This window comes from Mycobacterium kansasii ATCC 12478, from assembly GCF_000157895.3.
Lineage (GTDB): Bacteria > Actinomycetota > Actinomycetes > Mycobacteriales > Mycobacteriaceae > Mycobacterium > Mycobacterium kansasii.
Genome location: NC_022663.1, coordinates 6,125,182 through 6,150,552 on the forward strand (window position 1 = coordinate 6,125,182; position 25,371 = coordinate 6,150,552).

At 67.6% G+C, this 25,371-nt stretch carries 28 protein-coding genes; 21 read left to right on the plus strand and 7 right to left on the minus strand.

Annotated elements, in window-relative coordinates:
* The first annotated feature begins 68 nt into the window (after window positions 1–68).
* From MKAN_RS31255 to MKAN_RS26525, 4 genes are all read left to right on the plus strand, one after another.
* Complete coding sequence (locus MKAN_RS31255) at window positions 69–245, plus strand: hypothetical protein (protein ID WP_023373593.1); 177 nt, start codon at window positions 69–71, stop codon at window positions 243–245.
* Between the two features lie 208 nt (window positions 246–453).
* Window positions 454–1,515 (plus strand): biotin synthase BioB, encoded by a 1,062-nt coding sequence (gene bioB / locus MKAN_RS26520; protein WP_023373595.1) that lies wholly within the window; start codon window positions 454–456, stop codon window positions 1,513–1,515.
* A 13-nt stretch (window positions 1,516–1,528) separates the two neighbouring features.
* Window positions 1,529–1,756, plus strand: a complete 228-nt coding sequence (gene bsaP / locus MKAN_RS30090; RefSeq protein ID WP_080674163.1) for a biotin synthase auxiliary protein BsaP — start codon at window positions 1,529–1,531, stop codon at window positions 1,754–1,756.
* A gap of 98 nt (window positions 1,757–1,854) precedes the next feature.
* Window positions 1,855–2,436: a DUF2567 domain-containing protein gene (locus tag MKAN_RS26525; protein WP_225722969.1), complete on the plus strand. Its 582-nt coding sequence runs from the start codon at window positions 1,855–1,857 to the stop codon at window positions 2,434–2,436.
* A gap of 6 nt (window positions 2,437–2,442) precedes the next feature.
* Here MKAN_RS26525 and MKAN_RS26530 read toward each other — a convergent pair whose 3' ends face one another.
* Together MKAN_RS26530 and MKAN_RS26535 are read right to left on the minus strand one after the other, a co-directional pair.
* Entirely contained in the window at window positions 2,443–3,783 is a 1,341-nt protein-coding gene (locus MKAN_RS26530) for a lipase family protein (protein WP_023373599.1), read from the minus strand.
* A 308-nt stretch (window positions 3,784–4,091) separates the two neighbouring features.
* Window positions 4,092–4,814, minus strand: a complete 723-nt coding sequence (locus MKAN_RS26535) for an NUDIX hydrolase (RefSeq protein WP_023373601.1) — start codon at window positions 4,812–4,814, stop codon at window positions 4,092–4,094.
* 46 nt (window positions 4,815–4,860) lie between these two features.
* On the opposite strand from MKAN_RS26535, the gene nadA reads away from it, so the two are divergent.
* Genes nadA through nadC form a run of 3 tightly spaced genes read left to right on the plus strand, consistent with a single transcriptional unit; the run spans window position 4,861 to window position 8,347 of the window.
* Entirely contained in the window at window positions 4,861–5,919 is a 1,059-nt protein-coding gene (gene nadA / locus MKAN_RS26540; RefSeq protein ID WP_023373603.1) for a quinolinate synthase NadA, read from the plus strand.
* Complete coding sequence (locus MKAN_RS26545; protein WP_023373605.1) at window positions 5,916–7,490, plus strand: L-aspartate oxidase; 1,575 nt, start codon at window positions 5,916–5,918, stop codon at window positions 7,488–7,490. The genes nadA and MKAN_RS26545 overlap by 4 nt, the downstream gene beginning before the upstream one ends.
* Complete coding sequence (gene nadC, locus MKAN_RS26550; RefSeq protein ID WP_023373607.1) at window positions 7,490–8,347, plus strand: carboxylating nicotinate-nucleotide diphosphorylase; 858 nt, start codon at window positions 7,490–7,492, stop codon at window positions 8,345–8,347. The genes MKAN_RS26545 and nadC overlap by 1 nt, the downstream gene beginning before the upstream one ends.
* A gap of 2 nt (window positions 8,348–8,349) precedes the next feature.
* Here the strand turns inward: nadC and MKAN_RS26555 are convergent, their stop codons facing one another.
* Window positions 8,350–8,916 (minus strand): TetR/AcrR family transcriptional regulator, encoded by a 567-nt coding sequence (locus MKAN_RS26555; RefSeq protein ID WP_023373609.1) that lies wholly within the window; start codon window positions 8,914–8,916, stop codon window positions 8,350–8,352.
* Between the two features lie 49 nt (window positions 8,917–8,965).
* Between MKAN_RS26555 and MKAN_RS26560 the strand changes: the two genes are divergently transcribed.
* Window positions 8,966–10,003 (plus strand): alcohol dehydrogenase catalytic domain-containing protein, encoded by a 1,038-nt coding sequence (locus MKAN_RS26560; protein WP_023373611.1) that lies wholly within the window; start codon window positions 8,966–8,968, stop codon window positions 10,001–10,003.
* A gap of 91 nt (window positions 10,004–10,094) precedes the next feature.
* Here MKAN_RS26560 and MKAN_RS26565 read toward each other — a convergent pair whose 3' ends face one another.
* Window positions 10,095–10,505, minus strand: coding sequence for a nitroreductase family deazaflavin-dependent oxidoreductase (locus tag MKAN_RS26565; RefSeq protein WP_036395407.1), 411 nt, complete (start codon window positions 10,503–10,505; stop codon window positions 10,095–10,097).
* An 86-nt stretch (window positions 10,506–10,591) separates the two neighbouring features.
* Here MKAN_RS26565 and hisD point away from each other — a divergent pair, with 86 nt between their 5' ends.
* From hisD to hisI, 8 genes are read left to right on the plus strand one after another with little or no spacing between them, the layout of a single operon-like run.
* Window positions 10,592–11,935 (plus strand): histidinol dehydrogenase, encoded by a 1,344-nt coding sequence (gene hisD, locus MKAN_RS26570; RefSeq protein ID WP_023373615.1) that lies wholly within the window; start codon window positions 10,592–10,594, stop codon window positions 11,933–11,935.
* Window positions 11,932–13,074: a histidinol-phosphate transaminase gene (locus tag MKAN_RS26575; RefSeq protein ID WP_023373617.1), complete on the plus strand. Its 1,143-nt coding sequence runs from the start codon at window positions 11,932–11,934 to the stop codon at window positions 13,072–13,074. Before hisD ends, MKAN_RS26575 begins: the two co-directional genes overlap by 4 nt.
* Entirely contained in the window at window positions 13,071–13,703 is a 633-nt protein-coding gene (gene hisB / locus MKAN_RS26580; RefSeq protein WP_023373619.1) for an imidazoleglycerol-phosphate dehydratase HisB, read from the plus strand. Before MKAN_RS26575 ends, hisB begins: the two co-directional genes overlap by 4 nt.
* Entirely contained in the window at window positions 13,700–14,320 is a 621-nt protein-coding gene (gene hisH / locus MKAN_RS26585) for an imidazole glycerol phosphate synthase subunit HisH (RefSeq protein WP_023373621.1), read from the plus strand. The genes hisB and hisH overlap by 4 nt, the downstream gene beginning before the upstream one ends.
* Before the next feature lie 2 nt (window positions 14,321–14,322).
* On the plus strand, window positions 14,323–15,057 hold the full coding sequence (priA, locus tag MKAN_RS26590; RefSeq protein WP_023373623.1) for a bifunctional 1-(5-phosphoribosyl)-5-((5-phosphoribosylamino)methylideneamino)imidazole-4-carboxamide isomerase/phosphoribosylanthranilate isomerase PriA: 735 nt from the start codon (window positions 14,323–14,325) through the stop codon (window positions 15,055–15,057).
* Window positions 15,058–15,064: 7 nt separating this feature from the next.
* The gene (locus MKAN_RS26595) at window positions 15,065–15,877 is read left to right on the plus strand and encodes an inositol monophosphatase family protein (protein WP_023373625.1); all 813 of its coding nucleotides are present in this window, start codon (window positions 15,065–15,067) and stop codon (window positions 15,875–15,877) included.
* A gap of 1 nt (window position 15,878) precedes the next feature.
* Window positions 15,879–16,664 carry an imidazole glycerol phosphate synthase subunit HisF gene (hisF, locus tag MKAN_RS26600; protein ID WP_036395352.1) on the plus strand — a complete coding sequence of 262 codons (786 nt, stop codon included), beginning with the start codon at window positions 15,879–15,881 and terminating at the stop codon, window positions 16,662–16,664.
* Window positions 16,661–17,008, plus strand: coding sequence for a phosphoribosyl-AMP cyclohydrolase (gene hisI / locus MKAN_RS26605; protein WP_036395351.1), 348 nt, complete (start codon window positions 16,661–16,663; stop codon window positions 17,006–17,008). The genes hisF and hisI overlap by 4 nt, the downstream gene beginning before the upstream one ends.
* Here the strand turns inward: hisI and MKAN_RS26610 are convergent.
* Entirely contained in the window at window positions 17,005–18,519 is a 1,515-nt protein-coding gene (locus tag MKAN_RS26610) for a protein kinase domain-containing protein (RefSeq protein WP_023373627.1), read from the minus strand. The genes hisI and MKAN_RS26610 overlap by 4 nt on opposite strands.
* Before the next feature lie 133 nt (window positions 18,520–18,652).
* Between MKAN_RS26610 and MKAN_RS26615 the strand changes: the two genes are divergently transcribed.
* Window positions 18,653–19,735, plus strand: a complete 1,083-nt coding sequence (locus tag MKAN_RS26615; RefSeq protein ID WP_023373629.1) for a calcium:cation antiporter — start codon at window positions 18,653–18,655, stop codon at window positions 19,733–19,735.
* A gap of 6 nt (window positions 19,736–19,741) precedes the next feature.
* Here the strand turns inward: MKAN_RS26615 and MKAN_RS26620 are convergent, their stop codons facing one another.
* The gene (locus tag MKAN_RS26620; RefSeq protein WP_023373631.1) at window positions 19,742–20,200 is read right to left on the minus strand and encodes a peroxiredoxin; all 459 of its coding nucleotides are present in this window, start codon (window positions 20,198–20,200) and stop codon (window positions 19,742–19,744) included.
* Window positions 20,201–20,540: 340 nt separating this feature from the next.
* Between MKAN_RS26620 and MKAN_RS31520 the strand changes: the two genes are divergently transcribed.
* Window positions 20,541–21,950, plus strand: coding sequence for a PPE family protein (locus MKAN_RS31520; protein WP_023373635.1), 1,410 nt, complete (start codon window positions 20,541–20,543; stop codon window positions 21,948–21,950).
* Window positions 21,951–21,956: 6 nt separating this feature from the next.
* Here MKAN_RS31520 and MKAN_RS26630 read toward each other — a convergent pair whose 3' ends face one another.
* Window positions 21,957–22,139: a hypothetical protein gene (locus MKAN_RS26630; protein ID WP_023373638.1), complete on the minus strand. Its 183-nt coding sequence runs from the start codon at window positions 22,137–22,139 to the stop codon at window positions 21,957–21,959.
* On the opposite strand from MKAN_RS26630, the gene MKAN_RS26635 reads away from it, so the two are divergent.
* The 3 genes from MKAN_RS26635 to trpC all read left to right on the plus strand — a co-directional run bounded on the left by MKAN_RS26635 (window position 22,134) and on the right by trpC (window position 25,359).
* The gene (locus tag MKAN_RS26635) at window positions 22,134–23,738 is read left to right on the plus strand and encodes an anthranilate synthase component I (RefSeq protein WP_023373640.1); all 1,605 of its coding nucleotides are present in this window, start codon (window positions 22,134–22,136) and stop codon (window positions 23,736–23,738) included. The two genes, MKAN_RS26630 and MKAN_RS26635, sit on opposite strands and share 6 nt — an antisense overlap.
* A gap of 40 nt (window positions 23,739–23,778) precedes the next feature.
* Window positions 23,779–24,390, plus strand: a complete 612-nt coding sequence (locus MKAN_RS26640) for a TIGR02234 family membrane protein (protein ID WP_036395350.1) — start codon at window positions 23,779–23,781, stop codon at window positions 24,388–24,390.
* Between the two features lie 150 nt (window positions 24,391–24,540).
* Window positions 24,541–25,359 carry an indole-3-glycerol phosphate synthase TrpC gene (gene trpC, locus MKAN_RS26645; RefSeq protein WP_023373644.1) on the plus strand — a complete coding sequence of 273 codons (819 nt, stop codon included), beginning with the start codon at window positions 24,541–24,543 and terminating at the stop codon, window positions 25,357–25,359.
* Window positions 25,360–25,371: the final 12 nt, after the last annotated feature.

Genomic DNA, 25,371 nt, shown 5'->3' on the forward strand with positions numbered 1-25,371 from the left:
CGCAGGTACAAGCCGGTGAATGTGTAGCCGACCATGACCAGCATCATGGTGAGCTGCCCGGTGAGCTGATGGCCGGCCGGCAGCAGCCGCAGGGCCTTGTCGTGCGCCGCAATCACCGCCACGATGTGCCCGGTGACCAAGCGACGTTGATCGTGGCCAAGCCCCCGGCGGGCGGCTGGTTCGGTGAGCCACCGCAGGCCGCCAGGCCCAGACCAGTACCGAAGGCCATCCACATGGCCCAATAAAATCACCGTACCCACGCCAAACGGTGACTACGCAGGTGCGATACCCAGCGGCGGGTGCCGCGGCTGCATGCCCACAAGCTGTTGGGCCCGTGCAGACCGTTACCCTAGCCTGAACACCGTTTTAGTTCGGGCCGCGTATTCGCTGCGGCCCCGAACCATAACTGCGTTCCGAACGCTCGGATACGACAAAGATGTAGGGGAGTACCTGGTGACTCAAGCGCCGATCCGCCCGACGACCGACGCCGGCCAGCATGGCGTGCCCGACCCGGACAATCTTGCCGACATTTTGGCCGAGGCCCGCCAGCAGGTGCTGGAGCGTGGTGAGGGTTTGAACCAGGATCAGGTGCTGCGGGTGCTGCAGCTGCCCGACGAGCGGCTCGAGGAGCTGCTGGGGCTGGCGCACGAGGTGCGGATGCGGTGGTGCGGTCCCGAGGTCGAGGTGGAAGGCATCATCAGCCTGAAGACCGGCGGCTGCCCCGAGGATTGTCATTTCTGCTCTCAGTCGGGCCTATTCAGCTCCCCGGTACGCAGCGCCTGGCTGGATATTCCCAGCCTGGTTGAGGCGGCCAAGCAGACCGCTAAGACCGGTGCCACCGAGTTCTGCATCGTGGCCGCGGTACGCGGGCCCGACGACCGGCTGCTGGCCCAGGTCGCGGCCGGTATCGAGGCGATTCGCAACGAAGTCGAGATCAACATCGCCTGCTCGCTGGGCATGCTGAGCGCCCAGCAGGTGGAGCAGCTGTCGGCGATGGGTGTGCACCGCTATAACCACAACCTGGAGACGGCCCGCTCGTACTTCACCAAGGTCGTCACCACGCACACCTGGGAGGAGCGGTGGCAGACGCTGACGATGGTGCGTGACGCCGGCATGGAGGTGTGCTGCGGCGGCATCCTCGGCATGGGCGAAACGGTGGAGCAGCGGGCCGAATTCGCTGCCAACCTCGCCGAGCTGAACCCCGACGAGGTGCCGTTGAACTTTCTCAACCCGCGCCCGGGAACCCCATTCGGCGACTTGGAGGTGCTGCCGGTCAGCGAAGCGCTCAAGGCTGTGGGCGCTTTCCGGCTGGCGCTGCCGCGCACGATGCTGCGCTTCGCCGGTGGCCGCGAGATCACCCTGGGCGACCTTGGTGCCAGGCGGGGGATTCTGGGCGGCATCAACGCGGTGATCGTCGGCAACTACCTGACCACCCTTGGCCGCCCCGCCGAGGCCGACCTCCAGTTGCTCGACGACCTACAGATGCCGATCAAGGCGCTCAACGCCACCTTGTGAGAAGGCGGCAAACGTGGTCGAAAATCGGGGCGATCCGGTCGTTGGCGGTGCCTACAACGTCTACACCGGGCAACCGGCGGGCACGGCCACGCCCACAGCCGCTCAATTGGGTCTCGAGCCACCACGGTTCTGTGCAGTGTGCGGCCGGCGAATGACCGTGCAGGTTCGTCCCGATGGGTGGCGGGCACGATGTTCCCGTCACGGACAGGTGGATTCATCCGATCTGGAGGCGCAGCGGTGACCGAGGAATCTGCGCCGCAGAGTGCGCCGGCGCCGCAGACGGCCAGCCCGCCGGCCGGTCTAGAGTCGTCCGGCACCGATCGCGCATCCCGTAAAAGTGTGGCCATCACCGTGGTGCTCGGTTTGTCGCTGACCGGTTTGGTGATCGGTGCGTTGTGGGCGTGGGTGGCGCCACCGATCCATGCGGTTGTGGCGCTCACCCGCGCGGGCGAGCGGGTGCACGAATATTTGGGCGAAGAATCGCAGAACTTCTTCATCGCCCCGTTTTTGATGCTCGGACTGTCGGGTGTGGTGGCGGTGGTGGCGGCAGTGCTGGTGTGGCAGTGGCGTGAACACCGGGGACCGGGGATGGTCGTCGCGCTTTCGGTCGGCATGGTCGGCGCCGCGGCGGCAGCGGCGGCGGTGGGGGCGTTGCTGGTTCGGTTGCGCTACGGCGCGCTGGATTTCGACACGGTGCCGCTGGCAAGCGGCGAGCATGCGCTGACGTACGTCACGCAGGCGCCGCCGGTGTTCTTTGGCTGGCGGCCGTCGCTGGTGGCGGCCACGCTACTGTCGCCGGCGGCCACCGCGTCACTGGTGTACGCGGTGATTGCGGCCGGGACCGCACGTGACGACTTGGGCCGCTGTCCGGCCGGTGAGCCGGCGTCAAACGCGCCGATGTCAGAAGCCGGGGTGGCTTGACCGCCGTCAGAGCGGCCGGCGGTGGACTTTGCGCCCGGTGATGACCTTGGCGGCAATGACGGCCAGTCGGGCCATGCCGGCGTAGGTCATCGGGTTGAACATGGTCGGCCAGGTAGTCCGGATGACATGTTCGCTCAGCGGCCGCCCGGCGAACCGGTCGGTGAGCCAGCGCAGCGTCATCGGAGCCGACAGCGGGTGCAGCACCATGTGTTCGTTGAAGGCGTCCCGATGGTAGGTGACTCTGGCGCCGCCGGCCGAATACGCCTCGGCGAGCGCGTCGATGTCGTCGACGTCGATGAGATAGTCGTGGACCGCCTGAACGATCAGGACCGGGGGCGCCGGTACCGCGGCCCCCAGCCTGATGTCCTGGAAGACGTGCACGATCTCGGGGGTGGACAGGACGTCCTCGAGGGGCTCGTCCAAATAGTCGCCCAAGTTCTTGTTCGCCGTGCGGACAACCGCTTCGATTGTCGTCATCCCCTCCAGCCGCTTGAGCAGGTCGATCCCGGCGTCGTTGGCGTGTTGCTTGATCACCCGGTCCAGCCCGGGGTAGGTGTGTGAGAGCGCAGCCACCACCAGCGCGGGCAGGCCAGCGAGCAGGGTGCCGTTGAGCCGGCGGAAAGTGTTACCCAGGTCGCCGACCGGTGATCCCAGCACAGCCCCGACGATATCCAGCTCCGGCGCGTAGTCCCCGGACATTTCAGCGGCCCAGGCGCTGGCCAGACCGCCGCCCGAGTAACCCCACAGCCCGATGGGCGCCGACGGGGACAACCCGAGACGTTCCGAATTCAGGGCCGCCCGGATGCCGTCCAGGACGCGGTAGCCGGGTTCATACGGAGCCCCCCACAGTCCTCGTACGCCTTCGTGGTCGGGTACCGAGACCGCCCAACCCTCGGCGACGGCGGCGGTGATCAACAACAGCTCCAGCTGAGTCAATGATCCGAGGCCCTTGGCCCGGCGCCGCAGCGCATAGGACGGAAAGCACCGCGAGGTTATGGCGTCGATCGCACACTGGTACGACAACAGCGGACAGGTCTGCCCCGGTGCGGCTTCGGCGGGCAGGATCACCGTGGTCACCGTCGCCTCGGGGTTGCCGTTCATATCGGTCGTCCGGTACAGCAGCTGAGTCGCGGTGATGGATTGCGGAATCAGACCCAGAAACGCCAGCTCGACGTCACGTGATCGCAGTACCGTTCCGGGTTCGGCATGCTGGTAGCCCGCCGGTGCCTGATAAAAGGGATCGTCGCACGGCAGCAATGGGCGCACCTTGCGCTGCAACTCCTCATGCGAGGGTCGGCCGATCCATTCCGCGGCGCGCGCATCTGCCAGATTGCCGACGCTAACCATCGGGCTCCCTTCTCGGCCTTGGCGTCTCGCGCATCAATGTGTCCCGGACCAGGAGACAGCGCGACCAGCCCAGTCATAGTCAGGCGCCGGCACCTCAAACGGCGGCCAGCGCCTCTTAGCTACCTCTTATATAGCCTTACTCAGTTCTTATGCAACTTACGGCATCGTCGGTCGCTGGAGCGATAAGGAGGCGGCGTGCCGCTCGTCACAATCGGTGAGCTGGGCATTCAGATCCGGTGAGACCGCAATCCTTGGCGACACGCCGACCCGGAGAAGTTGCGGAAGCCGAAGCCGTCCTGCCCGAACTTTCAGGCTTGGCCGGGGGGCCGCAACGCGGCGAATTCGTCGGTGACCCTCAGCCGCGAATCGGTGAACCGGTACAGCGCCGCCGGACGGCCGCCGCTGCGCCCGGATTGGGCCACGGTACCGGTCTGGGTGATCACCTTGCGACGCGCCAGGACTCGCTGCAGGTTCGTGGCATCGACCTGATAGCCCAACGCGGCACCGTAGATACCGCGCAGTGTGGACAGCGCGAATTCTTTGGGAGCCAACGCGAACCCGATATTGGTGTACGACATTTTGGCGACGAGTCGGGCGCGGGCATGGGCGACCATAGGGCCGTGATCGAAGGCCATTGGTGGCAGGGAATTCACCGGATGCCAGCGGGTGTCGTCGGGCAACTCGGGGGTGGCGGGGGAGGGAACCAGCCCCAGGAAGGTCGACGCGATCACCCGAGTGCCCGGCACCCGATGCGGATTGGAGAACACGGCCAGCTGTTCGAGATGGGACAGTTCACGCAGATCGACTTTCTCGGCCAGTTGGCGGCGCACCGAGGTCGTCAAATCCTCGTCGTTGCGCAGCCGTCCCCCCGGAAGCGACCACGCGCCCTTTTGCGGGTCCTGGGCACGTTGCCATAAAAGCACGTTGAGCTGTGGTTTTTCGGCACTCGACTGTTGCTCCCGGCCGACGGTGATCATGCGAACCTGGAATACGACGGCCAGGACTTCATGCGCGGTGTTACCATGGGGCATGTTTTCGATTGTAAGTCGAAAACCTGCTGGCGTGAAAGGAGCCGCAGTGACGGTCTTGAGTCGCATGGACACGCTCGGCACTGGCATCACCGACATGACCGCTCGGATCACTGATACGCCAACCGGCTACACCGGGGTCGACGGTGACGCACAGTGGGCCGCCGAAGTGCGTCGACTGGCGCGATTGCGCGGAGCCACGATACTGGCCCACAACTACCAGCTGCCCGCCATTCAAGACGTCGCCGACCACATCGGGGATTCGCTGGCACTGTCGCGCATCGCCGCCGATGCGCCCGAAGACACCATCGTTTTCTGCGGGGTGCACTTCATGGCCGAGACCGCCAAGATCCTCAGCCCGCAAAAGACAGTGCTGATTCCCGACCAACGGGCCGGCTGCTCGCTGGCCGATTCGATCACTGCTGACGAATTGCGTGCCTGGAGGGCTGAGCACCCCGGCGCGGTCGTCGTCTCCTACGTCAACACCACGGCCGAGGTGAAGGCGCTCACCGATATCTGCTGCACCTCGTCGAACGCAGTCGACGTGGTGGCCTCCATCGACCCCGATCGTGAGGTGCTGTTCTGCCCGGACCAATTCCTCGGTGCACACGTGCGCCGCGTAACCGGTCGCCAGAATCTGCACGTATGGGCCGGCGAATGCCACGTGCACGCCGGGATCAACGGTGAAGAGCTCACCGACCAGGCGCGTGCCAATCCCGATGCCGAACTGTTCGTGCATCCGGAATGTGGCTGCGCTACCTCGGCGCTCTACCTTGCAGGAGAAGGCGCCTTCCCCCAGGAGCGGGTCAAGATTCTGTCCACCGGTGGGATGCTGGATGCGGCCCGCCAAACCCGTGCCCGCAAGGTGCTGGTCGCCACCGAGGTAGGAATGCTGCATCAACTGCGCCGGGCGGCGCCGGAAGTCGACTTCCGGGCGGTCAACGACCGTGCGTCGTGCAAGTTTATGAAGATGATCACGCCCGCGGCTTTGTTGCGTTGTCTGGTGGAGGGGGCCGACGAAGTCCATGTCGATCCCGACGTCGCGGCCGCGGGCCGGCGCAGTGTCCAGCGGATGATCGAAATCGGACAACCTGGCGGTGGCGAATGACGACCGCGCCTGCCTGGCGCGATGCCGTCGACGTCGTTGTGGTCGGTACCGGCGTGGCCGGCCTGGCCGCCGCGCTGGCGGCCCATCGCGCGGGCCGCAGCGTCGTGGTGCTCAACAAGGCGGCCCAGCTGGTCGGGGTGACCGCGACACACTACGCGCAGGGCGGCATAGCGGTGGTGTTGCCGAACACCGACGATTCCGTCGAGGCCCACGTCGCCGACACGCTGGCCGCGGGGGCCGGCTTGTGTGATGCCGGCGCGGTGTACTCGATCGTCGCCGATGGCTACCGCGCGGTTACCGAACTCGTCGGCGACGGAGCGCGATTCGACGAAACTTCGCCTGGCCGTTGGGCGCTCACGCGTGAAGGCGGGCACTCGCAGCGACGCATCGTGCACGCCGGAGGCGATGCCACCGGCGCCGAGGTCCAGCGGGCGCTCGACCACGCGGCCGGGGCGCTGGACATCCGCGGCAGCCATGTGGTCATGCGGGTGCTTCGCGACGACGCCGCGGTGACCGGCGTGTTGGTGCTCAGCCCGCGCGGCGTCGGCATCATCAGTGCTCCGTCGGTGATCCTTGCCACCGGCGGGCTGGGGCAGTTGTACAGCGCGACCACCAACCCCGACGGCTCCACCGCCGACGGCATCGCACTGGCGTTGTGGGCCGGTGTGGCGGTCAGCGACCTCGAGTTCATCCAATTCCATCCGACGATGCTCTACGCGGTAGGCAGCGGCGGCCGGTGCCCGCTGGTCAGCGAGGCGCTGCGCGGCGAAGGCGCGAAATTGCTCGACCGCCAAGGCCGTTCCATTACGGCAGGCGTTCATCCGATGGGTGATCTGGCGCCCCGCGATGTCGTCGCGGCGGCTATCGACGCCCGGATGAGGGCCACCGGCGACCCGTGCGTCTATCTCGACGCGCGTGGCATCGACGGTTTCGAATCGCGGTTCCCTACCGTCACCGCCTCGTGCCGCGCCGTCGGCATCGACCCGGTCCGCCGGCCCATCCCCGTGGTCCCGGGCGCGCATTACAGCTGCGGTGGCGTCGTCACCGACGTATTCGGCCAGACCGAACTACCGGGGTTGTTCGCCGCCGGTGAGGTTGCCCGCACCGGGATGCACGGCGCCAATCGGCTGGCCTCCAACAGCCTGCTCGAAGGCCTCGTGGTCGGCGGGCGGGCCGGAAGGGGTGCGGCCGCGCATGCGGCGGTAGTCGGACGGCGCCGCGCAAGCTTGCCTGAGCCGATCCTGCACACTGCCCCGGAGCGTGCCGAGCTGCAACGGGCGATGAGTCGGGAAGCATCGGTGGTGCGCACCGCCGACGGGCTGCGGCGGCTGTCCGGATCGCTGGCCGGACCGGTGCGCAGGGTCGCGGGCCGTCGGGACTTCGAAGACCTGTCGTTGGCGGTTGCCGCCCGCGTCGTGGCTGCCGCCGCCTTGGCGCGCACCGAAAGCCGCGGCTGTCATCATCGTGCCGAGTACCCGGATGCCACCCCGGAGCAGGCCCGCAGCATCGTGGTTCAGTTGGCCGATGACCACCACACGGTCGGTGTGCCGGCGTTAGCTGCGGTGGGCTGATGGTGCTGTCTGATCGGGAGCGGGATGCCGCTCGGGAGACCATTCGGCGCGGACTCGATGAGGACTTGAGCTTTGGGCCGGACGTCACCACGATCGCGACGGTGCCCGCCGGCGCGGTGGCCACAGCGTCGATGGTTCCCCGGGAAGTCGGCGTGATCGCCGGAGTGGACGTCGCCCTGATGGTGCTGGACGAGGTGATCGGCAACGGCGGATACCGGGTGCTTCACCGCGTCGATGACGGCGTGCGGCTACAGCCGGGCGAGCCGTTGCTGACTCTGCGGGCCGACGTACGCGGACTGCTGACCGCCGAGCGCACCATGCTCAACCTGATCTGCCACATGTCGGGAATCGCCTCGGTGACCGCGGCTTGGGTCGACGCGGTGCACGGCACCAAGGCCAAGATCCGCGACACCCGCAAGACCTTGCCGGGTCTGCGTGCGTTGCAGAAGTATGCGGTGCGCGTCGGCGGTGGCGTCAATCACCGGATGGGCCTGGGGGATGCGGCGTTGATCAAGGACAACCACGTCGCCGCCGCGGGATCGGTGGTCGAGGCGTTGCGGGCGGTGCGCACTGCCGCACCCGAGCTGCCCTGCGAGGTGGAGGTCGACTCGCTCGAGCAACTCGACGCGGTGTTGCCCGAAAAGCCCGAATTGATCCTGTTGGACAACTTCCCGGTGTGGCAGACCCAGATGGCGGTGCAGCGACGCGATGCACGCGCACCCACCGTGCTGCTCGAGTCGTCCGGCGGGCTCAGCCTGGAGACGGCGGCGACCTACGCCCGAACCGGAGTGGACTACCTGGCGGTGGGGGCGCTGACGCACTCGGTGCGCGTCCTCGATATCGGTTTGGATATTTAGGTCTAGCCGGACAGCAGGTTGCGCGCTGCCGGCTTGACGGCTTGTAGCGCGGCCGCATCACCGGCGACGCGGGACAGCATCAAGGCTCCCTCGATCAACGAAACCACCGCGAGCGCAACCGATTCCGCATCGGGGGCCGCCCAACCGTCGGCGTGAAGTCGCTCCGCGATCGCCGCACACCATCCTTTGAATGCGTGTGCGGAGGCTTCGCGTACCAGTGGGCTGGCGTGCACGGCCTCGGTGGCAATCGGCTCGATCGGGCAGCCGTCGCGATGGTCGCCGGCCAATCCCGCGACCAACAGGTCGACCCATTGGTCGACGACGTCAGCCACCAGGCGGTCGGTGGCCAGGAAGCTTCGCAGAAGTTGCTCGATGGCGGCCCCGGCGGTGTCGACGACCGCGGCGGCCAACTGTTGCTTGCCGTCGGGGAAGTGGTGGTAGAGCGACCCGGGTTTGACGCCGGCTTCGTCGAGGATCTGCTTCAGCCCGGTCGCTGCGTATCCCTGACGACGGAACAGCGTGGCGGCGGTACTGATCAACGCGGCACGGCTGTGGTCGGGTCTGGGCATGGGTAGAAAATACTTGACTATTCTTGAGTGATCACTCAAGAATAGCGGAATGAGACATTTGGTTTTCGAAGAGACCGGGCGATACGGATGGCGCGAGTCGCCGGACCCGGTGCTCACCACCCCGGACCAAGCGCTGGTGAGGCCCCTGGTCGTGGCCTGTTGTGACCTCGATATCGCGGTTGTCCACGGTCGGGCGCCGCTACCGCCCGGGTATGCGGTCGGTCACGAGGGGGTGGCCGAAGTCGTGGCGGTCGGTGACGGCGTCAGCGCCATCCGCGTGGGCGACCGGGTGGTGGTGCCCTTCCAGATCAGCTGCGGCACGTGCCGTGAGTGTCGTCGCGGCATGACGGGCTCGTGCAACTCGGTGCCGCTGATGGCGATGTACGGCTTGGGTCCGCTCGCCGGTCTGGATGGCGGTGGATTCATGGCCGACCTGGTGTCGGTGCCTTACGCCGACGCGATGCTGGTTGCGGTTCCTGCCAGCATCAATCCCAGCGATCTGATCGCCATTGCGTCGCTGTCGGACAACATTCCCGACGCCTGGCGCACCGTGGGGCCCTTCAAGGACGACTTGTCCGGGCTCGAGCCCGCCGACCGCCGGGTCTTGGTGGTCGGGCGGTTGTCGATCGGGCTGTACGCCGCGGCCTTCGCGGCGGCGCTGGGAGCTCACGTCGACTACGTCGACACTGACGTGCAGCGCCTCGCGGTCGCCGAAAAGCTCGGGGCAACCGTGCATGACCGGCCGAAGCCGGCCAAGGAGTGGGACCCGTATCCCGTCACGGTGCATACGTCGGCCGACCCGTCGGTGCTGGCCGCCACGCTGCGGGCCACCTGGCCGGACGGCGTATGCACCGACACCGGGATCTACTACCAACCCACGGTCGAGATGCCGTTGCTGTCGATGTACACCCGCGGCGTGAGGTTTGTGACCGGACGCGTCAACGCACGTGCCGTCATCCCGGAAATCCTGGACGTGATTGCCGGCGGCTGCGACCTGTCGCCCGCCGTCGATCGCGTCGTGGCCTGGGACGACGCTCCGTCGGCCTGGCCGGCGATGACCGGAAAGACCGTGTTCGCCCGGGCCTGATCGCGGCTTGCCCCGACCCTGTTCCGAGGGCGTCGGCCGTGACGCCGGATGCAGCCCGCATCCGTAACCCCGGAAGCACACTCAGCTGAGCTCAGGCGATGTCGGCGACGAATATCCCCATCCGACCCGCCTGCATGCGTGCCATGAACGGCAACCCCGTGCCGTCAGACCCGGCTGGCAGGATCCGCGGGTTGGTGATGTGCACCTGACGGCGGGTGAACAGCACATCGGCCTCGCCGGCAGCCAGCACGTTCTTGACCCAGTCGGTCTTACCGTGGCCCAGCGCGATCGCCAGTACGTTTCCCTTACGGTAGGCGGTCACGATGGTCCGGTACGACTTGCCGGATTTGCGGCCGCGGTGGGTGATGGTAGCCGCGCCGGGCAGGTAACGGGCGACCGGTTTGAGCGCGGGATTGATGTATTTGATCTGGAAGTTCTCAAACCAGGGCGGGAACACCATGGGGACGCCCGGCGCGTTGTTCGGGTGGTCCTTTGCCGACATGTTGGCTACCTTTCGCGAATGCGGACGGTGGAGCCGCTCTACCGGCACTGTACCGGCCGGATATCGACTTGAGTTGCTCTGGGACAATGGTCCACGTGACTACACCGCCCGCGCAGCTGGCCCGTATCGATCTGCGGGGAGCGGAGTTGACGGCGGCGCGGCTGCGGGCGGCGTTGCCGCGCGGCGGCGCCGACATAGAGGCCGTGCTGCCCAAGGTCCGGCCGATTGTGCAAGCAGTGGCCGAGCGCGGTGCCGAGGCCGCTTTGGACTTCGGCGAGTCGTTCGACGGCGTGCGCCCCGCGGCCGTGCGGGTACCGGATAGCGCGTTGGACTCCGCGCTGACTGAACTTGCATCCGAGGTACGGGAAGCGCTGCAGGTGATGATCGAACGGACCCGCGCGGTGCATGCCGACCAGCGGCGCAGCGACGTCACCACGACGCTGGGCCCCGGTGCGACGGTCACCGAGCGGTGGGTTCCGGTTCAGCGGGTCGGCCTGTATGTCCCCGGGGGCAACGCTGTTTACCCGTCGAGCGTGGTGATGAACGTGGTGCCCGCGCAGGTCGCCGGGGTCGACTCGCTGGTAGTGGCCAGCCCACCGCAGACCAGCTTCGGCGGACTGCCGCATCCGACCATCCTCGCGGCGGCCCGGCTGTTGGGCGTCGACGAGGTCTGGGCCGTGGGCGGAGCTCAGGCGGTGGCGTTGTTGGCCTACGGCGGCACCGACACCGACGGCGCTGAGTTGGTACCGGTCGACATGATCACCGGACCCGGCAATATCTACGTGACGGCCGCAAAGCGGCTGTGCCGCTCCCACGTAGGCATCGACGCCGAGGCGGGGCCGACCGAGATCGCCATCCTCGCCGACCACACGGCCGATCCTGCGCATGTCGCCGCCGACCTGATCAGCCAGGCCGAACACGACGAGATGGCCGCCAGCGTGCTCGTCACCCCGAGTCCGGATCTGGCCGACGCCACCGAGGCCGAAGTAGCCGCCCAACTGCAGACCACCCTGCACCGCGGCCGCGTAACGGCCGCGCTAAGTGGCTCGCAATCAGCGATCATCCTGGTCGACGATGTGGAGGCCGGCATCAAGGTCGTCAACGCGTACGCCGCCGAGCATCTGGAGATCCAGACCGCCGATGCGCCGCAGGTTGCCGGTCGGATACGTTCGGCCGGGGCCATTTTCGTCGGACCCTGGGCCCCGGTCAGCCTGGGCGACTACTGCGCCGGGTCCAACCACGTGTTGCCGACGGCCGGCTGCGCCCGGCATTCCAGCGGCCTGTCGGTGCAGACCTTCCTGCGCGGCATCCATGTGGTCGACTACACCGAAGCGGCGCTCAAAGACGTCTCCGGGCACGTGATCACCCTGGCCAAGGCCGAAGACCTGCCAGCCCACGGTGAGGCGGTACGGCGGAGGTTCGAGCGGTGACGGGCGCAGCCCAAGGGCCCACCCTTGACCAGCTGCCGCTGCGCGACGACCTGCGCAGTAAATCACCTTACGGTGCACCACAATTGGCGGTTCCGGTGCGGCTGAACACCAACGAGAACCCGCATCCGCCCACCGAGGCGCTGGTCGACGACGTGGTCCGGTCGGTGCGGGCGGCCGCCGTCGACTTGCACCGCTACCCTGACCGGGACGCGGTGGCATTGCGTCATGACCTGGCCGGCTACCTCACTGCGCAAACCGGCGTCCAGCTCGGCGTCGAAAACCTCTGGGCCGCCAACGGATCCAACGAGATCCTGCAGCAGTTGCTGCAGGCGTTCGGTGGGCCGGGGCGCAGCGCGATCGGTTTCGTCCCGTCCTATTCGATGCACCCGATCATCGCCGGCGGCACCCACACCGAGTGGATGGAGGCGGTGCGGGCCGACGACTTCAGCCTGGACATCGACGCCGCCGTGGCCGCCGTCGCCCGGCTAAGGCCGGATGTGGTTTTCATTGTCAGCCCCAATAACCCCACCGGACAAAGTGTTTCGCTGAGCGACCTGCGCAGGCTGCTCGACGTGGTGCCCGGGATCCTGATCGTCGACGAGGCCTACGGTGAATTTTCGTCGCAGCCCAGCGCGGTGCGGTTGGTGGCCGAGTATCCGAGCAAGCTGGTCGTCAGCCGCACCATGAGCAAGGCGTTCGCCTTCGCCGGCGGCCGGCTCGGGTACTTGGTCGCCACGCCGGCGTTGGTAGACGCGATGCTGCTGGTGCGGCTGCCCTATCACCTGTCCACGGTCACTCAGGCGGCGGCGCGCGCCGCGTTGCGGCACGCCGACGACACCCTGGCCAGTGTCGCCGCGCTGATCGCCGAACGCGAGCGGGTGTCAACCGCCCTGTCCGGCATGGGTTTCCGGGTCGTCCCGAGTGATGCCAACTTCGTGCTGTTCGGAAAATTCGCCGACGCGCCGGCCGCCTGGCGGCATTACCTGGATGCCGGGGTGCTGATCCGCGATGTCGGTATTCCCGGTTACCTGCGCGCCACCACCGGCCTGGTCGACGAGAACGACGCGTTCCTACGGGCGAGCGCGCGAATCGCTGCCACCGAACTGGTCCCCGCCACCAGCCCCGTAGGAGCGCCATGACCGCCCCCCCACCAGGCAACGCAACCCGCCGTGCCCGCATCGAACGGCGCACGCGCGAATCCGACATCGTCGTCGAACTGGATCTCGACGGCACCGGGCAGGTCGACGTCGACACCGGGGTGCCGTTCTACGACCACATGCTGACGGCGCTGGGCAGTCACGCCAGCTTCGACCTGACGGTGCGTACCACCGGCGACGTCCACATCGAAGCGCATCATAGTGTCGAGGACACCGCGATCGCGCTGGGCCAGGCACTCGGGCAGGCCCTCGGCGACAAGAAGGGTATCCGCCGCTTCGGAGATGCCTTCATCCCGATGGACGAGGCGCTGGCCCATGCCGCGGTGGATGTGTCCGGCCGGCCTTACTGCGTGCACACCGGGGAGCCGGATCATTTGCAGCACACCACGATCGCCGGCAGCTCGGTGCCGTACCACACCGTCATCAACCGGCACGTGTTCGAGTCGCTGGCGATGAACGCGCGCATCGCCCTGCATGTGCGCGTCCTGTACGGACGCGATCCGCACCACATCACGGAAGCCCAGTACAAGGCCGTCGCCCGCGCGCTGCGGCAGGCCGTCGCACCCGACCCCCGTACTTCCGGTGTGCCGTCCACCAAAGGTGTTCTGTGACAACGAAATCAGTTGTTGTCCTGGACTACGGCTCCGGCAACCTGCGGTCGGCCCAACGCGCGCTGCAGCGGGTCGGCGCGGCGGTGGAAGTGACCGCGGACGCCAAGGCGGCCGCGGCTGCCGACGGGCTGCTGGTGCCCGGCGTCGGGGCTTTCGAAGCGTGCATGACGGGCCTGCGCAAGATCGGGGGAGAGCGGATCATCGCCGAGCGGGTGGCGGCCGGGCACCCGGTGCTCGGCGTCTGTGTCGGCATGCAGATCATGTTCGCGCGCGGGGTCGAGTTCGGTGTGGAGACGCGAGGCTGCGGGCAGTGGCCCGGCGCGGTCACCCGGCTGGACGCCCCGGTGATTCCGCACATGGGGTGGAATGTGGTGAACGCCGCTGCGGGCAGCACGTTGTTCCAGGGTCTGGACGCCGACGCCCGGTTTTATTTCGTGCATTCCTATGCCGCGCAGCGCTGGGAAGGGCACCCGGGGGCGCTGCTGACCTGGGCTACCCACCAGGTACCGTTCCTGGCCGCCGTGGAGGATGGACCGTTGGCCGCCACCCAGTTTCACCCGGAAAAGAGCGGGGACGCGGGTGCGGCCGTATTGAGCAACTGGGTTGGGGAACTTTGAAGATGCCACTGATTCTGTTGCCCGCGGTCGACGTGGTCGACGGTCGTGCCGTGCGCCTGGTACAGGGCAAGGCCGGTAGTGAAACCGAGTACGGATCGGCCGTCGATGCCGCGTTGGGTTGGCAGCGCGACGGCGCCGAGTGGATTCACCTGGTCGACCTCGACGCCGCATTCGGGCGCGGCTCCAACCGCGCACTGCTCGCCGATGTGGTCGGCAGGCTCGACGTGCAGGTCGAGTTGTCCGGGGGTATCCGCGACGACGCTTCGTTGGCCGCTGCGCTGGCCACCGGGTGCGCCCGGGTAAACCTGGGCACGGCTGCGCTGGAAAACCCGCAATGGTGCGCCCGGGCGATCGCCGAGCACGGCGACAAGGTCGCCGTCGGCTTGGACGTCCACATCGTCGACGGGCGGCACCGGTTGCGTGGACGCGGCTGGGAGACCGACGGCGGGGACCTGTGGGAAGTACTGGAACGCCTTGATAGCCAAGGGTGTTCGCGGTTCGTCGTCACCGATGTCAGCAAGGACGGCACCCTGCGCGGTCCGAACCTCGACCTACTGCGGCAGGTCGCCGACCGCACCGCGGCGCCGGTGATCGCCTCGGGCGGGGTATCCAGTCTGGACGATTTGCGGGCCATCGCCACCCTTGCCGACCGCGGGGTTGAGGGCGCCATCGTCGGTAAGGCCCTCTACGCCGGGCGGTTCACGTTGCCGCAGGCGTTGGCCGCGGTACGGGAGTAGCCCTGCCATGGATCGGACTGCGCAGCTGACACCGCTGGTCGAGCAGGCATCGGCGATTCTGGATGCCGCGGTGCCGCGGTTTCTGGACGGGCACCGTGCCGATTCCGCGGTCCGCAAGAAGGGCAACGACTTCGCCACCGAGGTCGACCTGGCGATCGAGCGCCAAGTGGTTGAGGCGTTGGTGGCGGCCACCGGAATCGGCGTGCACGGTGAGGAATTCGGTGGCGCGCCCGTCGACACGCCCTGGGTGTGGGTATTGGATCCGGTGGACGGCACGTTCAACTACGCCGCAGGGTCGCCGATGGCCGCGATCTTGTTGGGTCTGCTGCACCACGGCGATCCGGTGGCCGGCTTGACCTGGTTGCCGTTCATCGATGAGCGCTACACCGCGGTCACCGGCGGCCCGCTGATGAAAAACGGTGTCCCACGGCCGCGGTTGGCGCCCGCCAAGTTGGCCGACAGTCTCGTCGGCGTCGGCACCTTCAGCGCGGATTCCCGGGGCCGATTCCCCGGGCGCTATCGGCTGGCGGTGCTGGAAAACCTGAGCCGGGTCTCGTCGCGGTTGCGCATGCATGGGTCGACCGGTATCGACCTTGTCTACGTTGCCGACGGAATCCTGGGTGGTGCAATAAGTTTCGGCGGCCACGTATGGGATCATGCGGCGGGTGTGGCTCAGGTGCGCGCCGCCGGCGGCGTCGTCACCAACCTGGCCGGCAAACCGTGGACTCCGGCAGCGCGTTCGGTGCTGGCCGCGGCGCCCGGCGTGCACGACGAGATCCTCGAATTGCTGCGCGGTACCGGGGAACCGGAGGACTACTGACATGTACGCCGATACCGGCCTTGCGGTGCGGGTGATCCCGTGCCTGGACGTCGACGGCGGGCGCGTGGTGAAAGGAGTCAACTTCGAGAACCTGCGGGATGCGGGCGATCCGGTGGAACTCGCCGCGGCCTATGACGCCGAAGGCGCCGACGAGCTGACGTTTCTCGACGTGACCGCGTCGTCGTCGGGTCGGGCCACCATGTTGGAGGTGGTGCGGCACACCGCCGAGCAGGTGTTCATTCCCCTCACTGTCGGCGGCGGGGTGCGTACCGTGGCCGACGTGGACGCGTTGCTGCGCGCGGGCGCCGATAAGGTCTCGGTCAACACCGCCGCGATCGCCCGCCCCGAACTGCTGGGTGATATGGCAAGGCAATTCGGCTCCCAGTGCATCGTCTTGTCGGTTGACGCCCGCACCGTGCCCGTCGGCTCACCCCCGACCCCGTCGGGCTGGGAGGTCACCACGCACGGCGGCCGTCGCGGCACCGGCATCGACGCCGTGGAGTGGGCTGCCCGCGGCGCCGACCTGGGAGTGGGGGAGATCCTGCTGAATTCGATGGACGCCGACGGCACCAAAGCCGGCTTCGATCTCGCGATGCTGCGCGCGGTTCGGGCCGCGGTCACCGTGCCGGTCATCGCCAGCGGCGGCGCCGGCGCCGTGGAACACTTCGCCCCCGCGGTCACCGCCGGAGCCGATGCGGTATTGGCCGCCAGCGTCTTTCACTTCCGGGAATTGACGATCGGGCAGGTGAAGGCCGCCATGGCCGCGGCAGGGATCACCGTGCGATGAGCCTCGACCCCGCGATCGCCGCGCGCCTCAAGCGCAACGCCGACGGCTTGTTCACCGCGGTCGTGCAGGAGCGCGGCAGCGGCGACGTGCTGATGGTCGCCTGGATGGACGACGACGCATTGGCGCGCACCCTGGAAACCCGTGAGGCCACCTACTATTCGCGGTCCCGCGGCGAACAATGGGTCAAGGGCGCGACCTCGGGGCACACCCAGCGCGTCCATTCCGTGCGCCTGGACTGCGACGGGGACGCCGTGCTGTTGACGGTCGACCAGGTCGGCGCAGCCTGCCACACCGGCGACCACAGCTGCTTCGACGCAGCGGTGTTGCTGGAGCCGGAGAGTTAGCGGGCAGCCACGTCGAGGCCGTTGGCGGCGGCCAGCGCCGCACGCGTCCATTCGTGCCGGAACACGGACGGCTCGATACGGTCGCGTCTGATGACCTCGACGTCGATGGCTCGTCCGGTGGTGACGGCCGCCGGCACCCGGAAGGAGAAGGCCGGGCCGTCGGTGGCGACCGCGAGCATGGCATCGGTGTCGGCGAAACCGTTGGTGCGCATGGTGTTTTCAGCCCACCTGGCCGGTTTGAGGCCGCCGAAGTCCTTGACGTAGACGACCCAGAGCCGGACACCGCGCTGGTTGTAGAGCTTGGTCAGGGCCCGGTCGACGACGGCGTGCTCGGCCGGGGTCAACACATTCGAATCGTCGGTGAGGTAGACGGACAACCGCAGCGCCGGCGTCGACGGAGGCGTAGCCCCACCGCTCGGTGACGCCGTCGACGGGGACTGGGCAGCGCTGCCCGGCTCGGCGGAGGGGCTGCGAAGCAATCGGACACCGAGAACCACCGCGACCATGACCAGCGCAACAGTGATCAGTGCCGCAATCAGGGTGGCCGGCTTGACCCGGCTACTGCTCGGGTTGGGCGATACCGCCGGGGAGGTGATGACCTGCGTCGGTAACTCCGTCGCCGCCGCGGGACTCGTCACGGGTGCGGGGCCCGTGGCGGGCCGGCCGGCAAGTGCGGCGGCGAAATCCGCGCACGTCGGGTAACGCTCGGCGGGGTCCTTGGCCAGCGCCTTGGCGATGACGCCATCGAGGTGGGCCAGTTCGGGTCGCCATGTGCTGATCGACGGCGGCGGCGACGACAGGTGCTGGCTGATGACCACCGCCGGATTCGAGTGCTGGAACGGAGCAGAGCCGGCCAGCAGGTGAAACGCGGTGCAACCCAACGCGTACTGGTCGGCCCGTCCGTCGAGATCGGCACCCTGCAGTTGCTCGGGTGCGCAATATGCGGTGGTTCCCATCAGCATGTTCGTCGCGGTCAGCCCGCTGATTTCGCCCAGCTGCCGGGCAATTCCGAAGTCGGCCAGCAGAATCCGGCGCCGGGGCATGGCTTCGCCCAGCAGAATGTTGGCGGGTTTCACGTCACGATGCAGCAGCCCGCGCGAATGGGCGTAGTCCAGTGCGTCGGCAACGGCCGAGATGATCTCGACGACGTCCGGGTGCGGCATCCCGGAGGGGTACCGGCTGCGCAGCAGTTGGGCCGCGTCGGTTCCCTCGACGTAGTCCATCGAGATCCACAGTTGTCCCTGAAATTCGCCGCGGTCGTGAATGCCGACGATGTGCTCGTTGTACAAGCTCGCGGCCAGATCGGCCTCGCGGTTGAAGCGCTGACGAAACTCGAGGTCACCGGTCAGTTCGCGGGGCAGGATCTTGAGAGCATCGCGCCGCGGCAGCCGGGGGTGCTGCGCCAGGTACACCTCGCCCATCCCGCCCGCGCCGAGCCGGCGCACGATGGTGTATCCGGCGAACAACTCGCCTTCACTGAGGCCTGCACTCTGGCCGGCGTTGGTCGGCATGTGAGCATGCTACTGAGGCGACGCTACGGACCACCGCGCTTGCCGGTAGCCGCCGTGCGAACAGCGTTGCGCCTGGCCGGCACGCAGCGACCGCTGATCGGTCGGCCGATGGCATCGGCAAGAATGGCGTTCGATGGTGAAACGCGTGCCCTGGAGCGTGGTAGCGCCGGTGCTTGCGTTTGTCGCGCTGACTTTGACGTGGGGCCAGAAAATCGGGCCACTGCTGGGCCTGCTGGAAGCGGTGCTGCTCGCGGGTGCGGTCCTGGCCGCGGTCCACCATGCCGAGGTGGTCGCGCACCGGGTCGGTGAGCCCTTCGGGTCACTGGTGTTGGCGATTGCGGTGACCGTCATCGAGGTGGCCCTAATCGTCACGCTCATGGCCTCCGGGGGGCACCAGACGGCCACGCTTGCCCGCGACACCGTGTTCGCCGCGGTCATGATTACCACCAATGGGATCGCCGGGTTGGCGCTGCTGCTTGGTTCCCGACGCTACGGCGTGACACTGTTCAACGACCAGGGCAGCGGCTCCGCGCTTGCCATGGTCACCACCTTGGCAACGTTGAGCCTGGTGCTGCCCACGTTTACCACCAGCAAACCGGGGCCGCAGTTTTCACCCAGCCAGCTCGCCTTCGCCGCGGTCGCCTCGCTGGGCCTATACCTACTTTTCGTGTTCACTCAAACGGTCCGGCATCGAGATTTCTTTCTGCCCGTCGCCCAAAAAGGCGCAGTCGATGACGACCGCCATGCAGATCCTCCGAGTACCCGTGTGGCACTGCGCAGTCTCGGGCTTCTGCTACTCGCGCTGGTGGCGGTGGTGGGTCTGGCCAAGGTGGAATCACCGATCATCGAGCGTGCCATCGCGGCGGCCGGCTTTCCGCCGTCTTTCGCCGGCGTGGTGATTGCCATGCTGGTGCTACTCCCGGAGACACTCGCTGCGGCACGCGCGGCGAGGCAAGGCCGCCTGCAGATCAGCCTGAACCTGGCGTATGGCTCCGCGATGGCCAGCATCGGGCTGACCATCCCGACAATTGCCCTGGCATCGCTCTGGCTGAGCGGCCCGCTCTTACTTGGTCTCGGTCCGACCCAGTTGGTGCTGCTGGTACTGACCGTCGCGGTCAGCATGCTGACGGTGGTACCGGGCCGGGCCACCAGGCTGGAAGGGGAGGTGCATTTGGTGTTGCTGGCCGCGTATCTATTTCTTTCGATCGTCCCGTGAAGCGCGTCAAGACCGCGCGCGCAGCGTCTCCAGTGCCTTGTCGGCGTGAGTGTCCATGCTGAATTCGCTGGAGATCACGTCGAGCACCGTGCGGTCGGTGTCGATGACAAAGGTGGTCCGTTTAACCGGCAGCAACTTGCCCAGCAGGCCCCGCTTGACGCCGAATTGGGTGGCGACGGTGCCGTCGGTGTCGGACAGCAGCGGGTAGTCGAAGTGCTGCATGTCGGCGAACTTGGCCTGCTTGTGGACGGGATCGGCGCTGATGCCGACCCGAATGGCGCCAACGGCGGCGAATTCTGCCGCCAAGTCGCGGAAGTGGCAGGCCTCCTTGGTGCAGCCCGGCGTCATGGCCGCCGGGTAGAAGAACAGAACCACCGGTCCGTCGGATAGTAGCGTACTGAGCTTGCGAGGCGAGCCGGTCTGGTCGGGAAGCTCGAAGTCGGCCACGGTGTCACCAGTATTCATGGCGGTCAGGCTACGCCGACCGGCCGACGCTGCTCGGCGAGGATCTCGACCGAGCGATGGTCGAGCAGATTTGTCGACGGGACCGCAGATAGCCGGGGGTCGCGGGGGATCGCGGTGGCGGTGCTGGATCGGCTCGCGGTTTGCGGGTCGACGGGGCTGGAGGCGTGGTCGGAAAACACTTCCGAAAAAGCCTGCGCCAGTTTGCTGACTACCGGGATATTGGGCCGCGATTGGCATAAAGTTCTGGTACCGAACTGCTCGCGTCAACTGGGAGCGCCGCGGCCGTCACCGTGAATTGGGGGGTCAGCCCGGGCAGGCCACCTGAGAAGGGACGGCTGTGATGAATTTTTCGGTATTGCCGCCGGAGATCAATTCGGCGCGGATGTTTGTCGGTGCAGGCCCGGGTCCGATGCTGTCGGCGGCGGCGGCCTGGGACGGGCTGGCCGCCGAGCTGCAGGCGGCGGCAACCTCGTTTTCGTCGGTGACCTCGGAGCTGGCGGGCGCCGCCTGGCAGGGGCCGGCGTCGGCGGCGATGGCAGCCGCGGCCGCACCCTACATGGGGTGGCTGACCGCGGCGGCGGTGCAGGCGGGCGGGGCTGCCGGGCAGGCCCGGGCCATGGTGAGCGCGTTCGAGGCCGCCCAGGCGGCCACGGTGCAACCGATCATGGTGGCGCTCAACCGCAATGCATTTGTGCGGATGGTGCTGACGAACTGGTTCGGGCAGAACTGCCTGGCGATCGCGGGCGCCGAGGCCGAGTATGAGCAGATGTGGGCCCAGGACGTGGCCGCGATGGCCGGCTATCACGGCTGCGCCTCGGCGGTGGCCGCGCGGCTGACCCCGTTCCAGCGGATGCTGCAAAGCCTGCCCGGCCAGGTCAGTGCGTCCGCCCCAGCGGCCGCCCCTGCGGGTCCGGACATCGCCTTGTCGATGTTCGGGACGACGCTGTTCCAGTCGGGCACGGCGCACGCCACCTCCGGTTTCGGGGGCGTTGCGCTTGCCGTCGGCGCCAACAGCAACGCCACCGCCAACACCACCATGCTCACCCCGGGCTTAGGTTCCTTTGCCACCGCCATCGGCAACAACAACACTGCCGTGGCCAACGGCACCCTGTGCACGGCAACCGTGTTGGGCAACTACAGCAATGCCACCGGGGGCTTCGGCGGGCTGGGCAGCACCGCCTTCGTCACCGGCGACCATTCTGGAGCTTCTGCCGGGTTCAGCAATCGCGACTTCGGCAACCTCGCCGCCGTCTCCGGTAACTACAGCTCGGCTCTTGCCGGGTCCGGCAGCGGCAACGCGGCCGTGACGTTCGGTAACGACAACACGGTGCGGGCCGGCGGCAACCCGGCTGTCGCCGGCGGCGCCACCAGCAACCTCAACCTTGGCTTCGCGCAGGGGAACAACAGCAATGTCATGGCCGGGACCCTTACCAATAACTCCAGCAACGCCAACGTCGCCGGCGTCTTCCTCGGAAACCACAGCCTTGCCAATGCTATCGACGGCAACGCCAACGTCGCAGCCGCCGTCTCCGCCACCAACGGCCACGCCCAAGCGGGCTCTGGCAACGCCAACGTTGCCGGCGTCTACGCCGGCACCGGCTGTTCCGCCCAAGCCGGCTCTGGCAACTTCAACGCGGCCGGGGTCTCGGGCCTGCTCCCGGGCACCAACAACCTCACGGCGAATGCCCTGGGAAGCTTGAAGACCACCTTCAAGTTCTTGCCGCCGGCATTGGACTTCCTCGGGCCGTAGGTTCGGTCAGGCCGCGCGGGCCCCGGCAAGCCAGCCCTTGCTCACCCGCGATACGACGGCGGACAGGCGGTGCGCCGAGCGCTGCGGTCCGATCCGGAGTTCCGCGTCGGCAGCGGTGTCTCCGGCGTTTCCTGACCGCGAGGTCAGGCCGGTGCTGATCTGCGAATCTGGTTGGATGGGTCGGTGCACGCCAACCTTGCAACCACGACCACGCGGGAGGATTTCCGCGTGCTGGCGGCAGAGCACCGGGTGGTTCCGGTGACCCGCAAGGTCTTGGCCGACAGCGAAACTCCGCTGTCGGCGTACCGCAAACTCGCCGCCAACCGGCCAGGGACGTTCCTGCTCGAGTCGGCCGAGAACGGCCGGTCATGGTCGCGATGGTCCTTCATCGGCGCCGGAGCGCCGACGGCATTGACGGTGCGCGGCGGCGAAGCGGTGTGGCTGGGCACCGTCCCGAAGGATGCCCCAACCGGAGGCGACCCGCTGGCCGCGCTACAGGCGACCCTCGACCTTCTTGCCACAGCGGCCCCGAGCCAGTCCGAGCCCGGGTTTCCGCCACTGTCGGGCGGTATGGTCGGCTTTTTCGCCTACGACATGGTGCGGCGCCTCGAGCGGTTGCCCGAACTCGCCGTCGACGATCTGCAGCTGCCGGACATGTTGCTGATGCTGGCCACCGATGTGGCGGCGGTCGACCACCACGAGGGCACCATCACGCTGATCGCCAACGCGGTGAATTGGAACGGCACCGACGAGCGGGTCGACTGGGCCTACGACGACGCGGTCGCGCGCCTGGACGTGATGACCGCGGCATTGGGTCAACCACTACCGTCGACGGTCGCCACCTTCAGTACGCCCGAGCCGCGATACCGTGCCCAGCGCACCGTCGAAGAGTACGGCGCGATCGTCGAGCATCTGGTGGAACAAATCGCTGCCGGCGAGGCCTTCCAGGTGGTGCCCTCGCAGCGCTTCGAGATGGACACCGACGTCGATCCGATCGATGTCTACCGAATCCTGCGGGTGACCAACCCGAGCCCCTACATGTATCTGCTTCAGATACCGAATAGTGCTGGCGCAATCGACTTTTCGATTGTCGGATCCAGTCCCGAGGCGCTGGTCACCGTCCATGAGGGCCGAGCGACGACCCACCCCATCGCCGGGACGAGGTGGCGCGGAAACACCGACGAAGAGGATCAGTTACTGGAAAAGGAGTTGCTGGCCGACGACAAAGAACGGGCCGAGCACCTGATGTTGGTCGATTTGGGCCGCAACGACCTCGGTCGAGTCTGTACGCCGGGCACCGTTCGGGTCGAGGATTACAGCCACATCGAACGCTATAGCCACGTCATGCACCTGGTGTCGACGGTGACCGGTCTGCTAGACCACGGTCATACCGCCCTGGACGCGGTGACCGCCTGCTTCCCGGCCGGCACGCTTTCGGGTGCGCCCAAGGTGCGGGCCATGGAGTTGATCGAAGAGGTGGAGAAGACTCGCCGCGGTCTCTACGGCGGCGTGGTGGGTTACCTCGACTTCGCCGGCAACGCTGACTTCGCGATCGCCATCCGCACCGCGCTGATGCGGAACGGCACCGCCTACGTCCAGGCCGGTGGCGGCGTGGTGGCCGACTCCAATGGACCCTACGAATACAACGAGGCCCGAAACAAAGCGCGGGCGGTGCTCAATGCGATTGCCGCCGCCGAGACGCTGGCCAGTCCGGACTGCGGCCCGGCGTCGACCCGGGGCGTGGAGCGGCCCGATCCAGGCCCGATCAAGGTATGCGGCGGTGACTGATGCCGGGCCGGGCCGGTCCCGCCGGCTGACCAGTCGGCTGATGATCGGGATGGCCCAGTTATTGCTGGTGATTGCCGCCGGGGCGCTGTGGGCGGCGTCGCGGCTGCCGTGGGTTGGCATTCGCTCGTTCGACGGGCTGGGGCCGCCCCGGCAGGTGATATTGACCGGTGCGACCTGGTCGACTGCGTTGCTGCCGGTAGCGATGTTGCTGTTGGCCGCGGCGGTGGCGGCACTCGCAGTGCGCGGTTGGCCGCTGCGGGTGCTGGCCGCTCTGCTGGCGGCAACGAGCTTTGCGGTCGGCTATCTCGGCATCAGTCTGTGGGTGATTCCCGACGTCGCGGCCCGTGGCGCCGAGCTCGCGCATGTCCCGCTGACGGCCCTGGTTGGCAGCGGACGTTACTACTGGGGTGCTGCGGTGGCGGTGGGCGCTGCGGTGTGCATCCTGATGGCCGCCGCGGTGCTGCTGCGCTCGGCCTCGATTGCCGGGTCGGCTCATCCGGGCCCCACAAAGTACGCCGGACCTGCGGCGCGCCAGGCTACGGCGCGCCGCGACGACGACGGACCCATGTCGGAACGAATGATTTGGGATGCCCTTGACCACGGTGTCGACCCGACCGACCGACCGCAGGGGTCTGACACCGAGGGTCGGTGACGAAGCGCGCGCCGAGGGCCGCTACCCTTCATGAACGTCATCGCAATCGGCTGCGGGGCGCGGGTCACGGTGGTGACGGTTGGAGACCGTTGGGGTCCGTTGGGGTCCGTTGGGGTCCGTTGGGGTCCGTTGGGAAAGGAAACAGCAGGCATGAGTCCGGCAACCGTGCTTGACTCCATCCTCGAGGGAGTCCGGGCCGACGTAGCCGCGCGCGAAGCACGTATCAGCCTGCCGGAGATCAAGGCTGCCGCGGCCGCGGCGCCACCGCCGCTTGACGTGATGGCCGCGCTGCGCGCCCCGGGTATCGGGGTGATCGCCGAGGTCAAGCGCGCCAGCCCGTCGGCGGGCTCGCTGGCGACCATCGCCGATCCGGCGAAACTGGCTCGGGCCTACGAAGACGGCGGCGCCCGCATCATCAGCGTGTTGACCGAGGAGCGGCGGTTCCACGGTTCCCTCGATGATCTCGACGCGGTACGTGCGGCTGTCTCGATTCCGGTGTTGCGCAAAGACTTTGTCGTGCAGCCCTATCAGATTCACGAGGCGCGTGCGCACGGCGCCGACATGCTGTTGCTCATCGTTGCCGCACTCGACCAGTCGGCGTTGGTATCGATGCTGGACCGCACCGAATCACTCGGTATGACCGCGCTCGTCGAAGTGCACACCGAGCAGGAAGCCGACCGGGCGCTGAAGGCCGGCGCCAAGGTCATCGGCGTCAACGCCCGCGATCTCACGACCCTGGAGGTTGATCGGGACTGCTTCGCGCGAATCGCTCCCGGGCTGCCCAGCAACGTGATCAGGATCGCCGAATCGGGGGTCCGCGGCACCGGTGACCTGCTGGCGTACGCCGGCGCGGGCGCTGATGCGGTGCTGGTCGGTGAAGGTCTGGTGAAAAGCGGAGACCCTCGTGCGGCGGTCGCCGATCTGGTCACCGCGGGCACCCACCCGTCCTGCCCGAAGCCGGCTCGTTAGTCGTTGATGACC

Bases quoted from the DNA above. Each gene is read 5' to 3' on its own strand.
- MKAN_RS31255 (WP_023373593.1), top strand. From the start codon at position 69: ATGGCCGGCCGGCAGCAGCCGCAGGGCCTTGTCGTGCGCCGCAATCAC.
- MKAN_RS26530 (WP_023373599.1), bottom strand. From the start codon at position 3,783: ATGGTTAGCGTCGGCAATCTGGCAGATGCGCGCGCCGCGGAATGGATC.
- MKAN_RS26535 (WP_023373601.1), bottom strand. From the start codon at position 4,814: ATGCCCCATGGTAACACCGCGCATGAAGTCCTGGCCGTCGTATTCCAG.
- MKAN_RS26545 (WP_023373605.1), top strand. From the start codon at position 5,916: ATGACGACCGCGCCTGCCTGGCGCGATGCCGTCGACGTCGTTGTGGTC.
- nadC (WP_023373607.1), top strand. From the start codon at position 7,490: ATGGTGCTGTCTGATCGGGAGCGGGATGCCGCTCGGGAGACCATTCGG.
- MKAN_RS26555 (WP_023373609.1), bottom strand. From the start codon at position 8,916: ATGCCCAGACCCGACCACAGCCGTGCCGCGTTGATCAGTACCGCCGCC.
- MKAN_RS26560 (WP_023373611.1), top strand. From the start codon at position 8,966: ATGAGACATTTGGTTTTCGAAGAGACCGGGCGATACGGATGGCGCGAG.
- MKAN_RS26565 (WP_036395407.1), bottom strand. From the start codon at position 10,505: ATGTCGGCAAAGGACCACCCGAACAACGCGCCGGGCGTCCCCATGGTG.
- hisD (WP_023373615.1), top strand. From the start codon at position 10,592: ATGGTCCACGTGACTACACCGCCCGCGCAGCTGGCCCGTATCGATCTG.
- hisB (WP_023373619.1), top strand. From the start codon at position 13,071: ATGACCGCCCCCCCACCAGGCAACGCAACCCGCCGTGCCCGCATCGAA.
- priA (WP_023373623.1), top strand. From the start codon at position 14,323: ATGCCACTGATTCTGTTGCCCGCGGTCGACGTGGTCGACGGTCGTGCC.
- MKAN_RS26595 (WP_023373625.1), top strand. From the start codon at position 15,065: ATGGATCGGACTGCGCAGCTGACACCGCTGGTCGAGCAGGCATCGGCG.
- hisF (WP_036395352.1), top strand. From the start codon at position 15,879: ATGTACGCCGATACCGGCCTTGCGGTGCGGGTGATCCCGTGCCTGGAC.
- hisI (WP_036395351.1), top strand. From the start codon at position 16,661: ATGAGCCTCGACCCCGCGATCGCCGCGCGCCTCAAGCGCAACGCCGAC.
- MKAN_RS26610 (WP_023373627.1), bottom strand. From the start codon at position 18,519: ATGCCGACCAACGCCGGCCAGAGTGCAGGCCTCAGTGAAGGCGAGTTG.
- MKAN_RS26615 (WP_023373629.1), top strand. From the start codon at position 18,653: ATGGTGAAACGCGTGCCCTGGAGCGTGGTAGCGCCGGTGCTTGCGTTT.
- MKAN_RS26620 (WP_023373631.1), bottom strand. From the start codon at position 20,200: ATGAATACTGGTGACACCGTGGCCGACTTCGAGCTTCCCGACCAGACC.
- MKAN_RS31520 (WP_023373635.1), top strand. From the start codon at position 20,541: ATGAATTTTTCGGTATTGCCGCCGGAGATCAATTCGGCGCGGATGTTT.
- MKAN_RS26640 (WP_036395350.1), top strand. From the start codon at position 23,779: ATGATCGGGATGGCCCAGTTATTGCTGGTGATTGCCGCCGGGGCGCTG.
- trpC (WP_023373644.1), top strand. From the start codon at position 24,541: ATGAGTCCGGCAACCGTGCTTGACTCCATCCTCGAGGGAGTCCGGGCC.